Source organism: Neorhodopirellula pilleata (assembly GCF_007859915.1).
Classification (GTDB): domain Bacteria; phylum Planctomycetota; class Planctomycetia; order Pirellulales; family Pirellulaceae; genus Rhodopirellula; species Rhodopirellula pilleata.
Genome location: NZ_SJPM01000010.1, coordinates 233,089 through 249,624 on the forward strand (window position 1 = coordinate 233,089; position 16,536 = coordinate 249,624).

Below are 16,536 nucleotides of genomic sequence, written 5' to 3' on the forward strand. Positions count from 1 at the left end.
GTCTCCTAGAATCTAGATCGTATCCGTTCACCCGAACCATCAGATAAACAGCCGGTCACCGCAAAAGCAGAACAATCCTGCTTTCCCATATAACTGCGTCGGTACATTCACCGGCTAACCCAACACGCGTGACGAATTCGGTCAAAGACCCACTACGTTTTTTCGTTCATCGTTAATCCTGGGACGGCTTTGCGATACAAGATTCACGATTGGATGATCTCTGGTAGGCGACGAAACCCTAGGATCTTCACTGCAGTAAAAATCGATGCCATCATCGAACCGTTAATTCCCGGCGATCCGATGTCGCATCCTGACAAATACAAGTTGGGCAAGCTCGTTGCCACTCTCCATTGATCTTTGTCGAGTCGGTCTGGATCACATAGCTGCCCGTAAACCATTCCACCGGCATGTCCGGAAAATTTCTCAAACGTGACAGGTGTGGAAAGCTCGGCGTAATCGACCAAGTCACGAATCTTCGGGACGTGTTTTTCCGCCAAACTCAACAACGCTTCGGTGAGCTCGTCTTTCAATCGGTCGTATTCTTCGCCGCGACGTAACCACGGTTTGTCCGCAAACTTTTCCCAGGCGTCGTAATGACTGAATGAGATGATTTGAGCGGTATGTTGTTGCTGCTCCGGATTTCGAAGAGACCCGAACGATAAGAAGCCGCCCCGGATGTCGAGAACGTCTTCAGGTTTCGCGGACTCACTGTGATCGAGCGAAGAAAAGAACCAATAGTTCGCATCATCGAACCCGTGATTTCTCGGGTCGTCGTTCAAACCGAGGAACAATGCCACCGCCGATGTCCCTTGTTTGAGCCGACCGGCCTTTTCCTTCTCTGCTTCGCAATAGCCCTCGGGAACTAGTTTCTTGAACGTGGTCACCGCGCCAGCGTTCGATACGATAATCGGTGCGGTGAAGACGAACTCTTTTCCTTTATGAATCGTTTTTACGCCGCAGGCTTTCCCGTCCTTCACGAGGATCTCTTGCACGGGGTGATTGACTAAACAATCGCCGCCCGCTTCGGTCACAATTTCTTTGACAGAATCGGCGATCTCTTGGGCGCCACCGATGGGATAGAAGGAGCCATTGAAAAAGTCACCGGTCACTGCCGAATGATATGCAAAGGCGCTCTCGGACGGCTTGGCACCGAAATCCGGCCACTGAGCCGTCAAGATTGCCCTAAGAAACGGCGAACGTATTGTTTTTAAATAGTCGTCGGTAATCGTCATCGCCAACTTTCGGCCGGGCCAAGTGAGGACCTTTTGCAACGAAAGCGGCATCATTTTGGCAAAAAAGTATCGGGCGATCCAATTCTGGCACTTCTTGACGTCACGAAAATACTTCTCAATGGCTCGGCGTTCCTCGGGGAACTTTTCGATCAATCGTTCTCGCAGATGCTCTGGATTGTCTGGGTATTCAAACTGTCCTTCGGGGAAATGGAGTCGTTCGACAACCGAACCGCAGCGGTGCCAGAGCACTTGTTTTCCGGTGACCAAGTCCATGACCTTCCTCGAGAGACTTCCCTCGTGCATTTCGCCGACATAATGAACACCAACGTCCCATTCGTACTTGCCACGTCGAAACGAATGCGTGTAGCCGCCCAATTTGAAATGACGTTCGAGCACCAACACTCGCTTCTTGCCCAGTTGGGCGAGGAGACTGGCCACGGTCAAGCCGCCCATCCCGGATCCGATCACAATGGCGTCGTACGATGATTGATCGTTATTCGTGGTTTTCATGATTGATTCGATCCGGAGATCGCGATGTCGGATTCGGGGGTTCGGAGTAGTAAGAGATAACAACAGGGAACAAAGAACAACGCGAGAATGGTCGAACCAAAAACGCCCATCGCAACACAGACGGCGGTCGGTGGCCAGAACTCGCCACCGCTCCAGTACAACGGAAAGAATCCTGCGATCGTGGTAACGCTCGTGACGACGACATGGCGGGAGTTCTCCGTCACGACTTCAATGATTCGACTGCGACACCCACCGCGGGCCTGAGGATCAAGAGAGAGACTCTTCAAGATCAGCATCGAGTCATTGACCGCCACGCCGAGCATCCCGACGAGGCCAACGATCGCCATGAATCCGAACGGCAAACCCAACCAAGCGAGTGACAACAGGCTGAAGCCCGTACTGAGCAAACAGACAACGCCGATGAGCAACGCGAAGCGAAACGAGTTCATGCTGAGCACCAAGACTCCGACGAGCGAAGTCGCCATGATCACGGCATAGACGCCCAAGTTTCCGATCGCCTGCTCTTGCTCCCCGGCCGACCCCAAGAAGGTCAGGCTGTAGCCCGCAGGCACGGCAAATCCACTTTGGTCGAGTCTTCGTTGAAAATCGCTTTGAACGATCGATGGCAACACACCCGCCGGAAGATAACCGAGAACCTCGGCCGTGCGGGCTTGATCGATCCGTGTGATCGACGCGACATCGGCGGCCAAACCGATCGAAGTGATCGCCGAAAGTGAAATCGCTGACGTTTCGTTGTCGATGCGGTCGGGTTGCACTTCGGTGGAGATGATCTGATTGAGGTCTCCGCGTTGGTGTTTGGCGATCCTGACGCGGACGGGAATGCTCTCGCTACCTTCAATGATCGAGCCTCCGACCGTGCCATCGAGCGTTCCATTGAGCGCGCGGGCGATCGCAGTAAGGTCGTAACCGGCCGAATAAGATGCGGTTTGATCGACTTGTATCTCCCCTTTGGCGAGCACCTCATCAATCTCGCACCGCGTGTGAGTGATGCCGGGAGTTCGTGCGAGGACGCCACGAACATCTGCGGCGAGTTCTTGTAGCGTATCGACTTCGGGACCGGTCAAGCGAACTTCGATCGGTGCCGTGAACGGCGGTCCCTGCTCGAGTTGTCGAACTGAGATCGTCGCTTGCGGAAACCGATCCGACAAAATCGGCTGCAATCGCAGCATCGCTTGTTTCGCCATGTCGGGCGTCGGGCAGGTGACAATCGCTTGAGCATAACTAGGCTGATTGGAGCGAACCGATGCGACGTTGTAGTAAAACAGCGGGGCGCTTTCACCGATGAACCAGTGCACGTCATCGACGCCATGGTCCTTCAGCATGACATCGCGTAGCTGCTGTGCGAGTTGTTCGGTTTCTTGGGTGCTCGCATTGGCCGCGAGATCCACTTCGATATGAAATTGATTGCGATCAGCCGGCGGAAAGAACTGATCTTGCAAATTCAAGCCGAGATAAAGTCCGTACAACGCGATCGATGCCGGCAACGCAGCACCGAGCAGAGGGAATCGCATCAGGTGACTCAACACGAACCGATAAGCTTGGGTCGAACGTCCGAAGGGATTCGTGATGGGGTTGTTCTTGCGACGATCGGGTTTCAACAGGAATAAGCTGAGCCCTGGGATGACGGTCAACGACAAAAGATACGACAAGCCGACGCTAATGATGGTGACCTGTGCGATCGAACCGACGAATTCGCCGGTCGAACCCGGCATCAACGCGATCGGCGCAAACGAAAGGACCGTCGTCAGTGTCGCGCCGAGCAGAGGGATCGCCAAGTATCGCGAGCCTTCGATCGCGGCGTCCCGAACCGACAATCCTCGACCGACTCGGTGACCGATCTTGTCCACCACCACGATCGCGTTGTCGACCAGCATCCCCATCGCGATGACCAATCCGCTGACGGACATTTGATGCAGCGGAATATCGAAAATCAACAGTATCGGTAGAACAAACAAACAATTAAGCGGCAACATGATCCCGACCAAGATCGCGCTGCGAACGTTCATCCAGATGCCCGTGCAGATCACCACCGAGATCAACCCCGTCAGGAAGTTGACCCGCAGCGAATCGAATCGCGATTGAACATAGGGATATTGATCAAAGATCGTCTCAACGGTGATGCCGGCGGGGAGTTCGTTCTCGAATTCCCGGATGACTTTTTGTGCGTCGCGGTGCCAATGGTCGATGCGATAGTCGTCTCGCAAGTGAACGCCGACGACCACCGCCGGCCGACCGCTGGTAAGTGCCTTCGACGGTGCGGGATCGGGAATGGCGCGGGTAACGGTCGCGATGTCGCCGAGTTGGACGATCGTGCCGGATGTTTGACGAATCGGGATTTGGCTGATTCGCGTCTTCGTTTCCAGATTGCCGGTGATTTCCAACGCCATCGCACTGCGAGAGCCTTGCAGGCGACCGGCGGGCATCTTGGTGTCATTGTTGGCAATCATCGTGGCCAGTTGATTCGCGTCCAAGCCCAAGCTGTTGGCCCGCTGCCGATCAATCTCGATGATGATCTCTTCGCCCGGATCGCCGGACAGGGAGGTTTTCTCGGTCCCCTGGATTAAGTCCATGCGTTCTTGGAGCCGTTTGGCCAAGCGTCGTAAAATCGAGTAGCTCGGTGGTTCTTCGAGGTCCCACCGAATCGCCAGCAACATCGCATGAGCTTTCGCGTCGAGCTCTTCCAATTCAGGCTTGCTTGCCATCGTCGGTAATCGACCCGAAGCGGCGTTCAAACGCTCTCGCACCAGTCCCCACGCGTTGGCGACCGATTCTCGATCGAGGTGATCATTGAGTTCGACGACCAAAACGGACACACCGGCTCGGCTCATCGATGTCAATTCGGCAATCTCTTTGATGTCGATGAGTTCTCGTTCGATTGGTTTTGAAACCAGCGACTCGACGCGACCGGGCGTGCCACCGGGATAGGTCGTGGTGATGACGGCAAAGCGTGCTGTCAAGATCGGGTCTTCCATGCGAGGCAACGCTTGATAAGACGCAATCCCGGCAACGCAGATCAGGACGATCGCCATCGCGAGAAGCCGGGTGTTGGAAACGAACCATTGAGTCATGGGAGTGTTAGCTAGATGAAATGTGTCGGTGGTTGGTGTCGGCTACAGTGTCGGACTCGTCAATGAAGCATTCATGCTCTTGAACGCGACTTGAGAATCGACCCGCACGATTTGTCCCGGCGTCAAGCGATGCAAACCGGCGGCGACGATCGGTTCGCCTTCCTGTAGGGTGCCGCGGACGTAGCCACGGTCCGAATCGACAAGGATCACCTCGAGTTCTCGCTTGACCAAGCGAGCGGTGTCGGTCTGTTCGATGGGTTCGAGGGCGAGGACTGCCCACAGACCGTGATCGCCTTGGATGATCGATGACATCGCGACCCAAAAACCACTTTCATCCATCGGCTTGGTGAGTTCGATTTCAACGGATCGACCGATGCCCCAGCCGGGTTCGAGATCGATCAGTTCGAACACAGCCGTATTGGTTCGTGTTCCAGGATCGAGTTCCGGCAAGACGGCTGATAACTTGGCGCCGACCGATCGAGGACCGATGCTGACCGTGATCGGGTCATCAAACATCAAGCGATCGATGTACTCCGGTGGCAACCCGATCCAAGCTTCTGGTGCGGCAACCTCGACCAATCGAACGACCGGTTCACCGGGCGAGACGACTGAACCAGGTGAGCGATATCGTTCCGCCACGATCGCGTCGAAAGGCGAGACGATGCTGCTTTCTTTCAGTTGCACCGCAAGCTGTTCTTTCGACGCGGCAAGCTCTTCGAGCACCGCCCGCTGGGCAAGTACCTGTTCGGAACGGGTTCCCGAGAGCAGTTCGTCGAGTGAGTTTTGCGTCGCGTTGAAGCTCTCTTGTTTGCTTTTGACTTGCGAAAACGTCTCGTCGACCGCTTGCCGCGAAACTGCTCCGATGGAGACCAATCGTTGCGTTCGCGCGAACGAGGTTTGAGCTAGTTCCAGCTCCGCTTGGGCCGCTTTGACTTCGTTGCGGGCGACTTCGATCGTTTGAGATCGCGGTCCGGCTAGCATTTCATCAAGCCTTGCCGTGGCTGCTTTGATTTGTGCGTCGATCGCCTTCAAATTCGCTTGCAACAAGGCGTCATTGAGTGTTGCCAACACCTGGTTCTTCGATACGTGTTGACCGCGTTGGACAGGAATGCTGTCGATCGCACCAATGCGATTGAACCCAACTTCACTGGTGCGTTTGGCCTTAACCACGCCAGTAAAACGTCGTGGTAGCTGAGTGGATGAAAGCTTGACGGGTACATAGGTTTCGACCGTGAGAAGCGGGGTTTTCAATTCGCCACCGGATGAACGGGTGCTGGTCACGCCCAGAGACCGGCCCGGATAGATCTCGGATGCTTGATTGCCGATCCTCGTCAAATGGTCGCGAGACGCGTAAACCAGACCGGAGAACAAAAGCAATCCCGAAGCCGCGACCAGGCTGCGAACACGCAATCGAACCGGTGCCGGCTTCTTGGTCTCATGTATCGCTGCATGAACCGGCGTCGGCGTCACCGAGGTAGCTTCATCGCCCGTGAATTGCGCTGTCGTTCGTTGTGAGCTGACGCCCGCTCGCGCCTTCGGAATCAATTCGGAGATGGGTTCGGATTTGCCAGGACCGTAGAGAACCGCACCTTCAGGCCCGACGGTCCGCTCGAGTTGGCCATTACTAGCGAGGTGATTCAGATAACCGACGATCTCGGGCAGCAACCGCGATCGTTCGTCTAGCGACAACGATCGATTATGAAACGGCTCAACCAGATCAACTGCGGATTGGGGGGTCGCGATCAATCGAACGATTCGTTGCATCCCGGCTTCGACATTGGTTCGGATCTGTCGCAAGCGATTCAGACAGCCTGTATAGGGTGATTGATGTCCGGGTAATACCAACAACTGGTTGTTCGCCAACTGGGCTAGCTTCTGACAACTTCGCAACCATTCACCGACCAAGTCTGATTCTGGTTCGGTGAACGGAACCGTCAAGCTCGCCGAGATGTTCGGTAGAATCTGATCACCGACGATGGCAAGATCTTGCGACCACAATGTCGCGTGTTCGGCGGCATGGCCGTTTCCGGTGGCAACTTTCCAAGTCCGAAAGCCGATGTGGATTGTTTCCATGTCGACAAGCGGTACGTACACGTCCGGCAAGGGCGAAACCCAGTCGCGATAATTGCCTGAGGTTTGGCGTCGATAAGCCTCGAGTTGAATTCCATTGAGTCCCGCGTTTCGCATGAACTCGACGGCTTCGGTCGTAGGTATGTTCGATGAGGTTCGCAATAGCAGCTGGCAGGTCAACCAACACGTCCGCGTCATCCAAAGCGAAGCGTTGTGCTTCTTGGTGAGATAACCCGCCGACCCAATATGATCGGGATGGAAATGAGTCACGATGATCCGCCGCAGAGGTAGGCTCTTTAGCATGGCCGAACCCAATGCGGCTTCCAACGCTTGGATCGACTCGGGCGTATTGGCTCCCGTGTCGACAAGCGTCAAGCCTTTGCCATCTCGAAGTGCATAAACGTTGACGCTCTCGAGCGGTGCCTTCATGGGTAGTCGAATCCACCACACGCCGTTGGCGACTTCCACGGGTGTCCCGAATGCTTCGTTCGCTTTGCACGGATAAGTGATTCCCGATTCGGGAATGTTCTCGCTGATCGGTTGGTTGGATGTGGATGTCATTCGATGTGCTCGGATGGAGAAGTGCGGTCGGCTGGGTTGGTGCTAATGAAGACTTTGCCGGACCGGCCTGGTTGCTCGGCACGGGTGATTGCGTTGCTGATTTCATCGATCGAGAAGACGGAATCGACATCGCTATGAAGTTTTTGACTTGCGAGTAGATCGACTAATTCGAGGATGTGTGACTGACGCTCTTGGGCCGACAAACGATTCAGAATCTTCGACAACCAGAATCCGGTCAGTTGGATATTTCGAAAAATGGTGTGCATCGGATTCAAGCGGCACGGTTCGACGGACAACATGCCGTAGTTGACGATCATCCCGCCGTCGGCCAAGCATGCCGCAATTCGATCAGTCGATTCTCCGGCAACCGCGTCCAGACCGAGCTTGATAGCCTGGCCGTTGAGTTCCGATCGAAGCCGTTCGTCGACGCCGTCCTCGTCCAACAAATTGATGTCGCCGCCGAGTCGTTCCGTCTCGGCGATTTGCTCGGGACGACGAACGAGGTTAACGGTGCGAAACCCTCTGGCTTTGGCGAGTTGGATGACGTAGCGACCAACCGCCGACAGTGGAGCGTTCTGCACAACTAATTCTCCGTCGCGGATCGGTTCGATTTGGGAGGTGAGCCAATGCGCCGTCATGCCCGATACTTTGAGCATCGATAGCTGCAACGGGTCCAAGTCATCGGGCACTTTCACGGTTAGCGAGGCGGGAACCTTACGCAGCGTCGCCCAATTGTTATTGGCCAACAAGAGCACGCGATTGCCGACTTCGAGATGGCTTACCGATCGTCCCACTTCGACGACGGTTCCGACGGCTTCCATCCCGATCGTCGCCGGTGGTTGGTTCAACACGCCGTATTGTCCGCGGATCATGGCAAGGTCAGCGGGATTGATCGGAAACGAATCGATCGAAACCATGACTTCCCACGCTGATGGTGATGTCGGGTCGGCGACTTCTTGACATTGGGCCACGACCGAGGGTGGGCCGAATCGTTCATAGATGATCTGTTTCATGATAGACCCTAAAACAGTCCCTTCGATTTGGGAGCGACCTTCAGAAGGTCGCCGATCAAGTCGATCGTTTGATTGATTTGTTCGTGGGTGTGATTGACATTGATGAAAAATCGCAGACGAGTCTTATCCCTGGGGACGATCGGGTGCATCATCGGATAGCTACAGATGCCGTTTTCCCACAACTTCATTGATAGCCATAAAGCCAATTCCGAATCACGCATCATGATCGGAACGACGCCCGAATCTTTGCTGCGATAGGTGTCTAACCCGGCGGTCTGTGCCTGTTGGATGAAATAGGCCGCATTGTCTTGCAATCGTCGGGCTCGATCAGGTTGCTCTCGCATGATCCGAAGTGATTCGAGCGCCGCGGCAGCATTGGCCGGCGTCGGCGAAGCCCCATAAAGTAGCACACCAGGGGCATAGTGTTTCAAGATCGCGATCAACGGTGATGGTCCGGCAACGTATCCGCCGCAGGTACCAAATGCCTTGCTGAGCGACCCGTAAAGGATGTCGATCTGCTTTCCGTCGATGCCGAAATAGTCGCAAACGCCCAAGCCTCTTGGGCCGATGACGCCCATCGAATGGGCTTCGTCGACCATTAGGAGTGCTTTGTACTTGTCCTTGATCTCGACCAGTTTCGGCACGTCCGGTATATCGCCGTCCATGCTGTAGACACCTTCGGCGAGAATCAATACACGTTCAAAATTCCCGCGATGTTGGTCCAGAAGTTGGGTCAGCGCGTCGTAGTCGTTGTGAGGAAAACTAAAGCGTCGTGAACCGGTCATCTTGCAACCGATCAAGGCCGAATTGTGAATCAACTCGTCATACAGAATCAGGTCTTGGTTTCGGCACAGATAGCCGATCGTGAAGGCGTTGGTGCTATATCCGCCGACCGACAGTACCGCGTCCTCGGTGCCGAGCACGTCGCAAATCTCACGTTCGAATGCGCTGTGCAAATCGATCTCACCGGTGATCGATCGCCCCGATCCGGTTCCCGCGCCAAAGGTTCGAACCGCTTCAATCGCGGCATTCTTGACACGTTCGTCCGAACCGAGCGCGAGATAGTTGTAGGTGGAAAAGTTGACGAACTCTCGGCCGTGGATCGTAACGTTTGCGTCCGAGGCTCCCGCGTGAGGCTGAAACAAGCTTTGCGGGAATGACTGCTTTTGGCAGTACCACTGCATCGTCGTGTACTCTTTGTACTCTGGAAAATCCTTGAATTGAAAATACGCGGGTGGGATGTCGTCGAGGCTTCGAGCGGTCAGGCGTTTCGATTCGGCCACGCTGGCGTGCGCGACGTCGTGGGAAGCTCCGGTTGCCATTGCGTTCGATTGCGTTTTGCCAAGCAACGTGGCACGTAGTTTCTCAATGCTGTTTCGAGTGGTCATATTCGTTGTCAAATCAAGGTGTAACGTCGGTAGTCAAGATGATCGTCGGCCACAAGCCGACGCCAATGATCGATCTCGCGATGCTATGCCGGTTGCATTGCGTTTTCGGAAAGCAGCATCATGAGCGAAGTCTGGGCAAGCGAAACAATGTTGGAGTCTCCGAGCAGTTCGAGCACCGCGACCTTCAATCCCAATGATTGTTCCAAGGTCATTTGAATCTCGGTGGCGACCAGAGAGTCCACGCCGAGTTCGTTGATCGGTCGTGTGGGTTGGATCTGCGACGGGTCGGTTTTCAAAATGCTGGCCAGTACATCGGTGATCAAGGCAATCAACACCTGCAGTTGCTCGTCGGATTCCAATAGTGCGAGTTCGTCGACAAGGGCACTGCGTGCTTGCGAGTCGACACCCGTCGCGTCACCGGCGATCAGTTTTTGGTACCTGGGGGAGGTGCCCGCCCGGACTTCAAAACGGCCCCACTCGGACCACGACTTCATCAAGAGGATTCCGATCTGAGTGACGTCACGATTGATTGCTAACCGCAAGTAATCCAACGCTTCCCGCGACTCCATGCCGGCGAGACCGACATAACTGAGGAACTGCTCCAGCTTCTCGTCTCGCGCGACGATGCCGACGTCACCGATCGCTCCCCAGTTCATCGACAATCCGGGAAGTCCCATTTGGCGACGCATGTGAGCGAGGCCGTTGAGGAATCCGTTGGCGGCACTGTAAATCGATTGGCGGCTGTTGCCGACCAAGTTGGCCGCAGACGAATAGAGGATAAAATGAGCTAACGGCAGATGCAGGGTTTCCTCGTGGAGAACCCATGCGGCGTCCGCCTTGTTCCTCATGACCGTCGAAAGGTGATCCAAGTCGATGTCGGCGATCGGTTCATCGATGATCGCCGCAGCCGAATGAATGATTCCCTTGAGCGGTGGCAATTCCTTGTCGATCCGGGCCAAGAGTTCTCGGACCGCTTCGCGATCGGAGGCGTCGCAAGCGACCGCCACCACATCGATACCGTCGCTCCGCAATTTCGCCACGAAAGCTTGTTTCTCAACTGTGTCGGCACCGGCGCGACCGGTCAACACCAACGATCGGACTCCTTGCTCGATCAGCCAGTTTGCCGTTTGTTGACCGAAACCGCCAAGGCCACCAGTGATCAAGTAAGTACCGTCGGCGGTGATGGTATCCGGATCACATTGGATGATCGGAAGATCCTCTTCGGGAGTGTCTAACGCGAGTATCAAGGTTCCCAAAGAATCGCTAAACGGCAGTTTTTGCCAAGCGATGTCAGCGAGCGAAACTTCAAAGAACTTAGATTCACGGTGACGGCCCGACGACAAACGTTCAACCGATTGCGTCAACGCGGATTGCAGACTCTCAGGCCGACGAGCGATCAGCGAGATCGCCGAACGGATGATCCCCCCGGCGTGATCGGGAACCGGATACGAATGCGACGCGTCTTCGATATCGATGATCCAACCACCCTCGGCGAGCGACGACCATCCGATCGTCGATTGACAACGGGCGGCCTGCACTGCGATCACGGTGAAACCCCGATCGGCTGTTGTCTCGGTAACGAGTTGATCGATTCGTTGCGACGACATCACGTCGATCTCGCGATCACCGAACAACGACGGGTCCAGTTCGTCGATGCGATCGGTAACGATCTGAACTCGAATCCCGGCGGCCTCCATTTGTTCAGCCAATTCCAAACCAAACGGAGTCGCTTCGATCAAGGCAACGTCGCCGGGTCTGAACGGAACTTGTTGCATGACGGCCGCAGCACGAGCGGTATCTTTCAAACATGCGACGAGAGTCGACGCGTTGGTGTCCTGCGGGATCGTGACGGCGTGAATGCAATCCGCCTTCAATGTCAGATGGCTGGCCGTTTCGGCGGGCACGAATCCGGCGACGCGTGAACCAACGACGTACTGCGTGACGTTTTCACCGACATTGAGTACTCTTCCGACGAACTCCATCCACGGACGTTCAACGATCTCGTCAACGTCATCTTTGATGAATTCCAACGGAACCGCAGATTTTTCGATCATCACACGAACTTCGTCCGCTTGAAGCGGAGCCAGATTGGCGTCGAGTACCCGGACGACTCCGATATCGCTCTCGTGGAGACTCGGTCGAATCAACACCGGTGCGTCTTCGCGGATGCGTCCGACCTGCGTGATGTCTTTGGTTAAGTCGTCGACCAGGCTCAACTCGCTGGTGAATCGTCGGCCGTCGCGAATCGCAATTTCGTCTTCGGGTGCATCGCAAATCAGTTCTTGGATGAACGCGTCAAAGCATTCATCACCGACTTGTTTGGGAAGATCGATCGAAGTGACTCGGCCGACCTCCAACTCGTTGAAGGCAACGCGACAAAAACCGTTGAACGTTGATTGAGATGGATTCAGCTCGGCGTCACTCGGGGTCACCTGATGCCCCGCTTGAGTGACCACATAGATGCGAGGTGTATCTTCACGCTCGATGTTCTGGAACGCTTGCAATCCGGCAACGATGTGTCGCAATCGCGTCTGGCCGGTTGGATCGTCGGACTGCGGCGTGCAATCGAGTGGACAGGTGAAAACGATCCCGTCGAATTCGTCGGTGTCTTCGAAGACCCTGGCCCAGTGTTCGGCAGATTCGGACTGTATCTCGTAATCGCGACCCGACACACTGAACCGATCGGATGGTTTGACGTGCGCCGACACGATGGCGCCGAAATTCTCCAGTTGTTGACATACCAGTTCACTCCAACCGGCAGTGTCACCCACGACCATCCACTGGCCCAATCGTTTGGGTTCGGGAAGGTTGTTGCCGACACTCCAAAGGTATTTCAAAATCTGGAGCTTCACCGGAGTACCAAATTTATCGACGCGCTGTCGTTTCGACGCCGCATTGGCCCGCAGTCGCCGAACGGTCGCAACCGGTTGTCCTTCGTTGTCATACAGATCGATATGGCAATCGACATACTTGGCATTCATTTCGATCAATTGACCGTGGCACCAAATCTCGGTCGGCAGACGATCGACATACAAGCGGACCTCATCGATCCCCGTCGGCAAGTAAACGGCGGATCGAACGTCGATCATCGACATTAACGTTTGAAAGCATCCGTCGAGCATCGAGGGGTGGATGCGGTACTTCTCGAGCTGAGTCGCACGATCAGTATCGATCCGGACCTTGGCCAAGCACTGCCTTCGGTCGGCGGTGACCTTCAGTTCCGTGACGGTTTGAAACGCCGGTCCGTATTGCAGACCGATCGACGATAGCTGTTGATAAAAGGCGTCGATTTTGATGTCATCGGTGACGGATCGGCAGATAGCCTCGAGGTTTCGTGCGGAAACCGCCGGTTGCGAGATCTCTCCGATGGTTGCCGAAGCGTGGAGTTGGCCCGGCCCCATTCGGCCGTTCTCGAGGCTGCGGGCGATCACCCGGTTCGAATTGGGATCCAATGTGGTGACGAAGTCGATACCTCGATCGTCCTTCATCACCAAAGGTGCCGCGATGTTGAAGTCACGAACGAACCAACCCTTTGATTCGGGAAACTCAATGGCCGCGAGTTCCATGAACGATTCGATGTATCCCGCCGCCGGTAGAATCGGCAACCCCATGACCTGATGATCCCGTAGGTAATGCATATCGAGATAGTCAAAATCATTTCGATAAGCGGGTGTGGCGGGCGCTTCCTGGGTACCAAGAATGGGATGCACGATCGGATTGATTCGGTCCTGCGCCGCTCGTTCGTTCTCCACCCACATCATCTCCCGTTGCCACGGATAGTTCGGCAGCGAGACCAAATCGCCTTGCGGAGCGATGCGTTGCCAGTCCAGATCACCGCCGGAGCTGTAATGCTCCAGTACGCATCGATCGATCGCGTGCATTTCCGAAGTATTGCGTCGCAATGTGTAGAGTTGCCGACAATCCTTTCCTGAACTTTGGATACACTCTTTAAGCGAGGCGGCAAGCACCGGATGTGGGCCGACTTCGATGAAGATCGAATGGCCATCTTGAATCGCACTTTCAATGGCACGCACAAACTCAACCGGTTGGCGAATATTCTTGGGCCAGTATTCCGCACCGTATTCGATTCCGGTAACCCTTTCGCCGGTGACCGTGGAATACAGCGGCAAGCGAGGCTCGCTCGGAGTAACGTCTTTCAGATCGTAGGCAAGGGGAGCCATCAATGGATCCATCGCTGGACCGTGATAGGGCACCTCGACATCGAGAATGCGGTTGAAGACGCCTTCGGATGTCAGACATTGGGCGATGTCGGCGATATCGTCTGTATCACCAGCGAGGGTGATGTTCTTGTTGCCGTTGATCGCGGCGATGGCGACTGTTCCGTTAGACGCGTTGACTAGTTCCTTGGCCCTATCCAGCGTAACTCCGACTGCGATCATGCTGCCGGCACCTTTCGCCTTTGCCTGCTGTTGGCTGCGATAAAAGCTCACCCGCAGTGCGTCTTCGAGCGACAGTGCGCCGGCGACATAAGCCGACGCCAATTCACCGACGGAATGTCCGACGCAAGCGGCCGGCTCAATCCCGCGTGATTTCAAGACGGCCGTTAATCCAACCTGAAGCACGAAGTTGGCGGGCTGAGCAAACTCGGTCCATGTGATGCGGGAGTTCTCTTCGTCAGCCAACATCTCACGTAGAATGGAAAAGCCCGCGATTTGATGAAAAACAAAATCGGCTTGATCGACCGTTTCTCGGTACACCGGATTGTGAACGTAGAGATCCTGCCCCATCGCCCACCACTGCGGTCCCATTCCGGTGAACACGAACACGGGTTTGCCGTTGCCCGAAAACGGCGCTTGACCGGCGACCACGTTCGGCGTGATTTCTTCGTTGAGCCAAGCACGCAATTGCGACTGTAGATCTTCGGACGTGCGACCACCGACAGCGATCCGGTGGTTCAAATGGGCTCGGCGTCGATTGATCGTGAAGACCAGATCACGCGGGTCGACTCCCGATTCGAGTTGTTCGAGGTAATCCTTGCCTAGACTCACCAGCGCACCCTGACTGCGTGCGGAGATCGGCAAAAGCAAAGGGTCTTCGGACGTCGAAGATTCCCGGATCACATCGACTAGATTAGCAATTGACTTGTTCTCAACTACTGGGAAATGCTCCAGGATCGCGTGGGCGTTGGATCCTCCATATCCGAATGAATTCACGGCAACCCGAGCCGGATTCCCAACGTCGGATCGCAACGGGTACCGGTCGTCGGACAATCGAAGCCCCAGTCGTGCGAAATCGATGTTTGGGTTGGGCGTTTGCAAGCTGGCCAGAGGACTGGTTTCCAAATATCGAAGCGTGAGAGCCGCCTTGATCACCCCTGCCACGCCGGCTCCTGCTTCCATGTGACCGAGATTGCTTTTGATCGTTCCGATGATCACGCGGTCCTCTTCGCTGCGACCCGCTCCGTAGGTCATTCCGATCGCGCGGGCTTCGGTGGGATCTCCGATGGCGGTGCCGGTTCCGTGGCATTCGACATACTGCACCGTGCGTGGATCGACCAAATGCTTATCGCAGACTTCACGAATGAGTGCCGCTTGGGCTTCTCCGCTCGGCATCGAGATCCCGGGCGTACGACCGTCTTGGTTGGTTCCTGTCGCGAGGACCGTCGCCCAGATGTCATCGCCGTCGGCGATGGCTTTCGAAAGTGGCTTGAGCAAAACGACGCCGGCACCTTCGGCTCGTCCGTATCCATCGCCGTCTTGGTCGAACGATTTACACCTTCCGTCACGAGCGAGGAATTGCCCCTTGCACATCCCGATCGGATACTCGGGACGCATCATGACATTGACTCCCCCGACGACCGCCATTTCGCATGCGGAGTTCCAAATGTCCTGGCACGCATAATGAAATGCGACGAGCGATGATGAGCATGCGGTATCGATCGAAAGACTCGGGCCGCGAAAGTCGAACGTATGCGAAATTCGATTGGACAACATCGTCATCATCATCCCGGCGGCGCTGTACTGGTTGATAGCCGACCGGTTGGCAAACGACATTTGCGTGATCATGTGGTCGAGCATGAACCCGCCCATGTAAACCCCAACCTTTCCCTGAGAGTATTCAGGAAGCCGCAAACCGGCGTTTTCGAACGCCTCCCAGGTCACTTCCAACAGCAAGCGTTGTTGCGGGTCCATGTTCTCCGCATCGCGTGGTGCAATCCCAAAGAATGCGGCATCGAATCGACGGGGATCATTTTTGAGATAGCCCCCGCGACGGACATACGCTTTCCCGCGAGAAGCTTCGTTCGTTGAATAGTAGCGATCGGCGGACCAACGTTCCGGCGGAGTCTCACTAATCGCGTTACGTCGCTCCTGCAGCCCCTCCCAAAGTTTTTGGATATTTTCAAACTCTCCTGGGTAGCGGCAAGCAAGGCCCACGATTGCAATCGCTTCGGGATTGCGTCGCACGTGATGGTTTGTTTGTATCTGATTCATCCGCTGTCTTTCATGATGCAAGTTGTCCGCTTCGTAGGAATGTGATGTCTTCCTACCCGTGATGCGTCTCTGAAGACTTCAGCAGGGACAGCCGATCCGGGTTCGATGTCATGTCTATGCCGAGTACTCAAAATCCCGGCCTTCGAATCGCTACAAACCTTACAAACCGAATCCAACGCAAGCCGTTGGAGGCGAATCGATGCTCATCGCAGTAAAAGACT

Annotated in this window: 6 protein-coding genes; all 6 read right to left on the minus strand. The window is 55.3% G+C overall.

Annotated features, from left to right (window positions below; genetic code table 11):
- Positions 1-203: 203 nt before the first annotated feature.
- Positions 204-1,742: a phytoene desaturase family protein gene (locus Pla100_RS21290; RefSeq protein ID WP_146579935.1), complete on the minus strand. Its 1,539-nt coding sequence runs from the start codon at positions 1,740-1,742 to the stop codon at positions 204-206.
- Positions 1,739-4,831, minus strand: a complete 3,093-nt coding sequence (locus Pla100_RS21295; protein WP_146579937.1) for an efflux RND transporter permease subunit — start codon at positions 4,829-4,831, stop codon at positions 1,739-1,741. The genes Pla100_RS21290 and Pla100_RS21295 overlap by 4 nt, the downstream gene beginning before the upstream one ends.
- Before the next feature lie 42 nt (positions 4,832-4,873).
- Positions 4,874-7,462, minus strand: a complete 2,589-nt coding sequence (locus Pla100_RS21300) for an MBL fold metallo-hydrolase (protein WP_146579938.1) — start codon at positions 7,460-7,462, stop codon at positions 4,874-4,876.
- Entirely contained in the window at positions 7,459-8,475 is a 1,017-nt protein-coding gene (locus Pla100_RS21305; RefSeq protein ID WP_146579940.1) for a zinc-dependent alcohol dehydrogenase family protein, read from the minus strand. Before Pla100_RS21305 ends, Pla100_RS21300 begins: the two co-directional genes overlap by 4 nt.
- Positions 8,476-8,483: 8 nt before the next feature.
- Positions 8,484-9,863, minus strand: coding sequence for an aminotransferase class I/II-fold pyridoxal phosphate-dependent enzyme (locus tag Pla100_RS21310; protein ID WP_146579941.1), 1,380 nt, complete (start codon positions 9,861-9,863; stop codon positions 8,484-8,486).
- An 83-nt stretch (positions 9,864-9,946) separates the two neighbouring features.
- A complete protein-coding gene (locus tag Pla100_RS21315) occupies positions 9,947-16,315 on the minus strand; it encodes a type I polyketide synthase (protein WP_146579943.1) in 6,369 nt (2,122 codons plus the stop codon).
- Between the last annotated feature and the right edge of the window lie 221 nt (positions 16,316-16,536).

Excerpts from the sequence above, each read along its gene's own strand:
- Pla100_RS21290 (WP_146579935.1), bottom strand. The coding sequence starts at position 1,742 with ATGAAAACCACGAATAACGATCAATCATCGTACGACGCCATTGTGATC.
- Pla100_RS21310 (WP_146579941.1), bottom strand. The coding sequence starts at position 9,863 with ATGACCACTCGAAACAGCATTGAGAAACTACGTGCCACGTTGCTTGGC.
- Pla100_RS21315 (WP_146579943.1), bottom strand. The coding sequence starts at position 16,315 with ATGAATCAGATACAAACAAACCATCACGTGCGACGCAATCCCGAAGCG.
- Pla100_RS21300 (WP_146579938.1), bottom strand. The coding sequence starts at position 7,462 with ATGACATCCACATCCAACCAACCGATCAGCGAGAACATTCCCGAATCG.
- Pla100_RS21295 (WP_146579937.1), bottom strand. The coding sequence starts at position 4,831 with ATGACTCAATGGTTCGTTTCCAACACCCGGCTTCTCGCGATGGCGATC.
- Pla100_RS21305 (WP_146579940.1), bottom strand. The coding sequence starts at position 8,475 with ATGAAACAGATCATCTATGAACGATTCGGCCCACCCTCGGTCGTGGCC.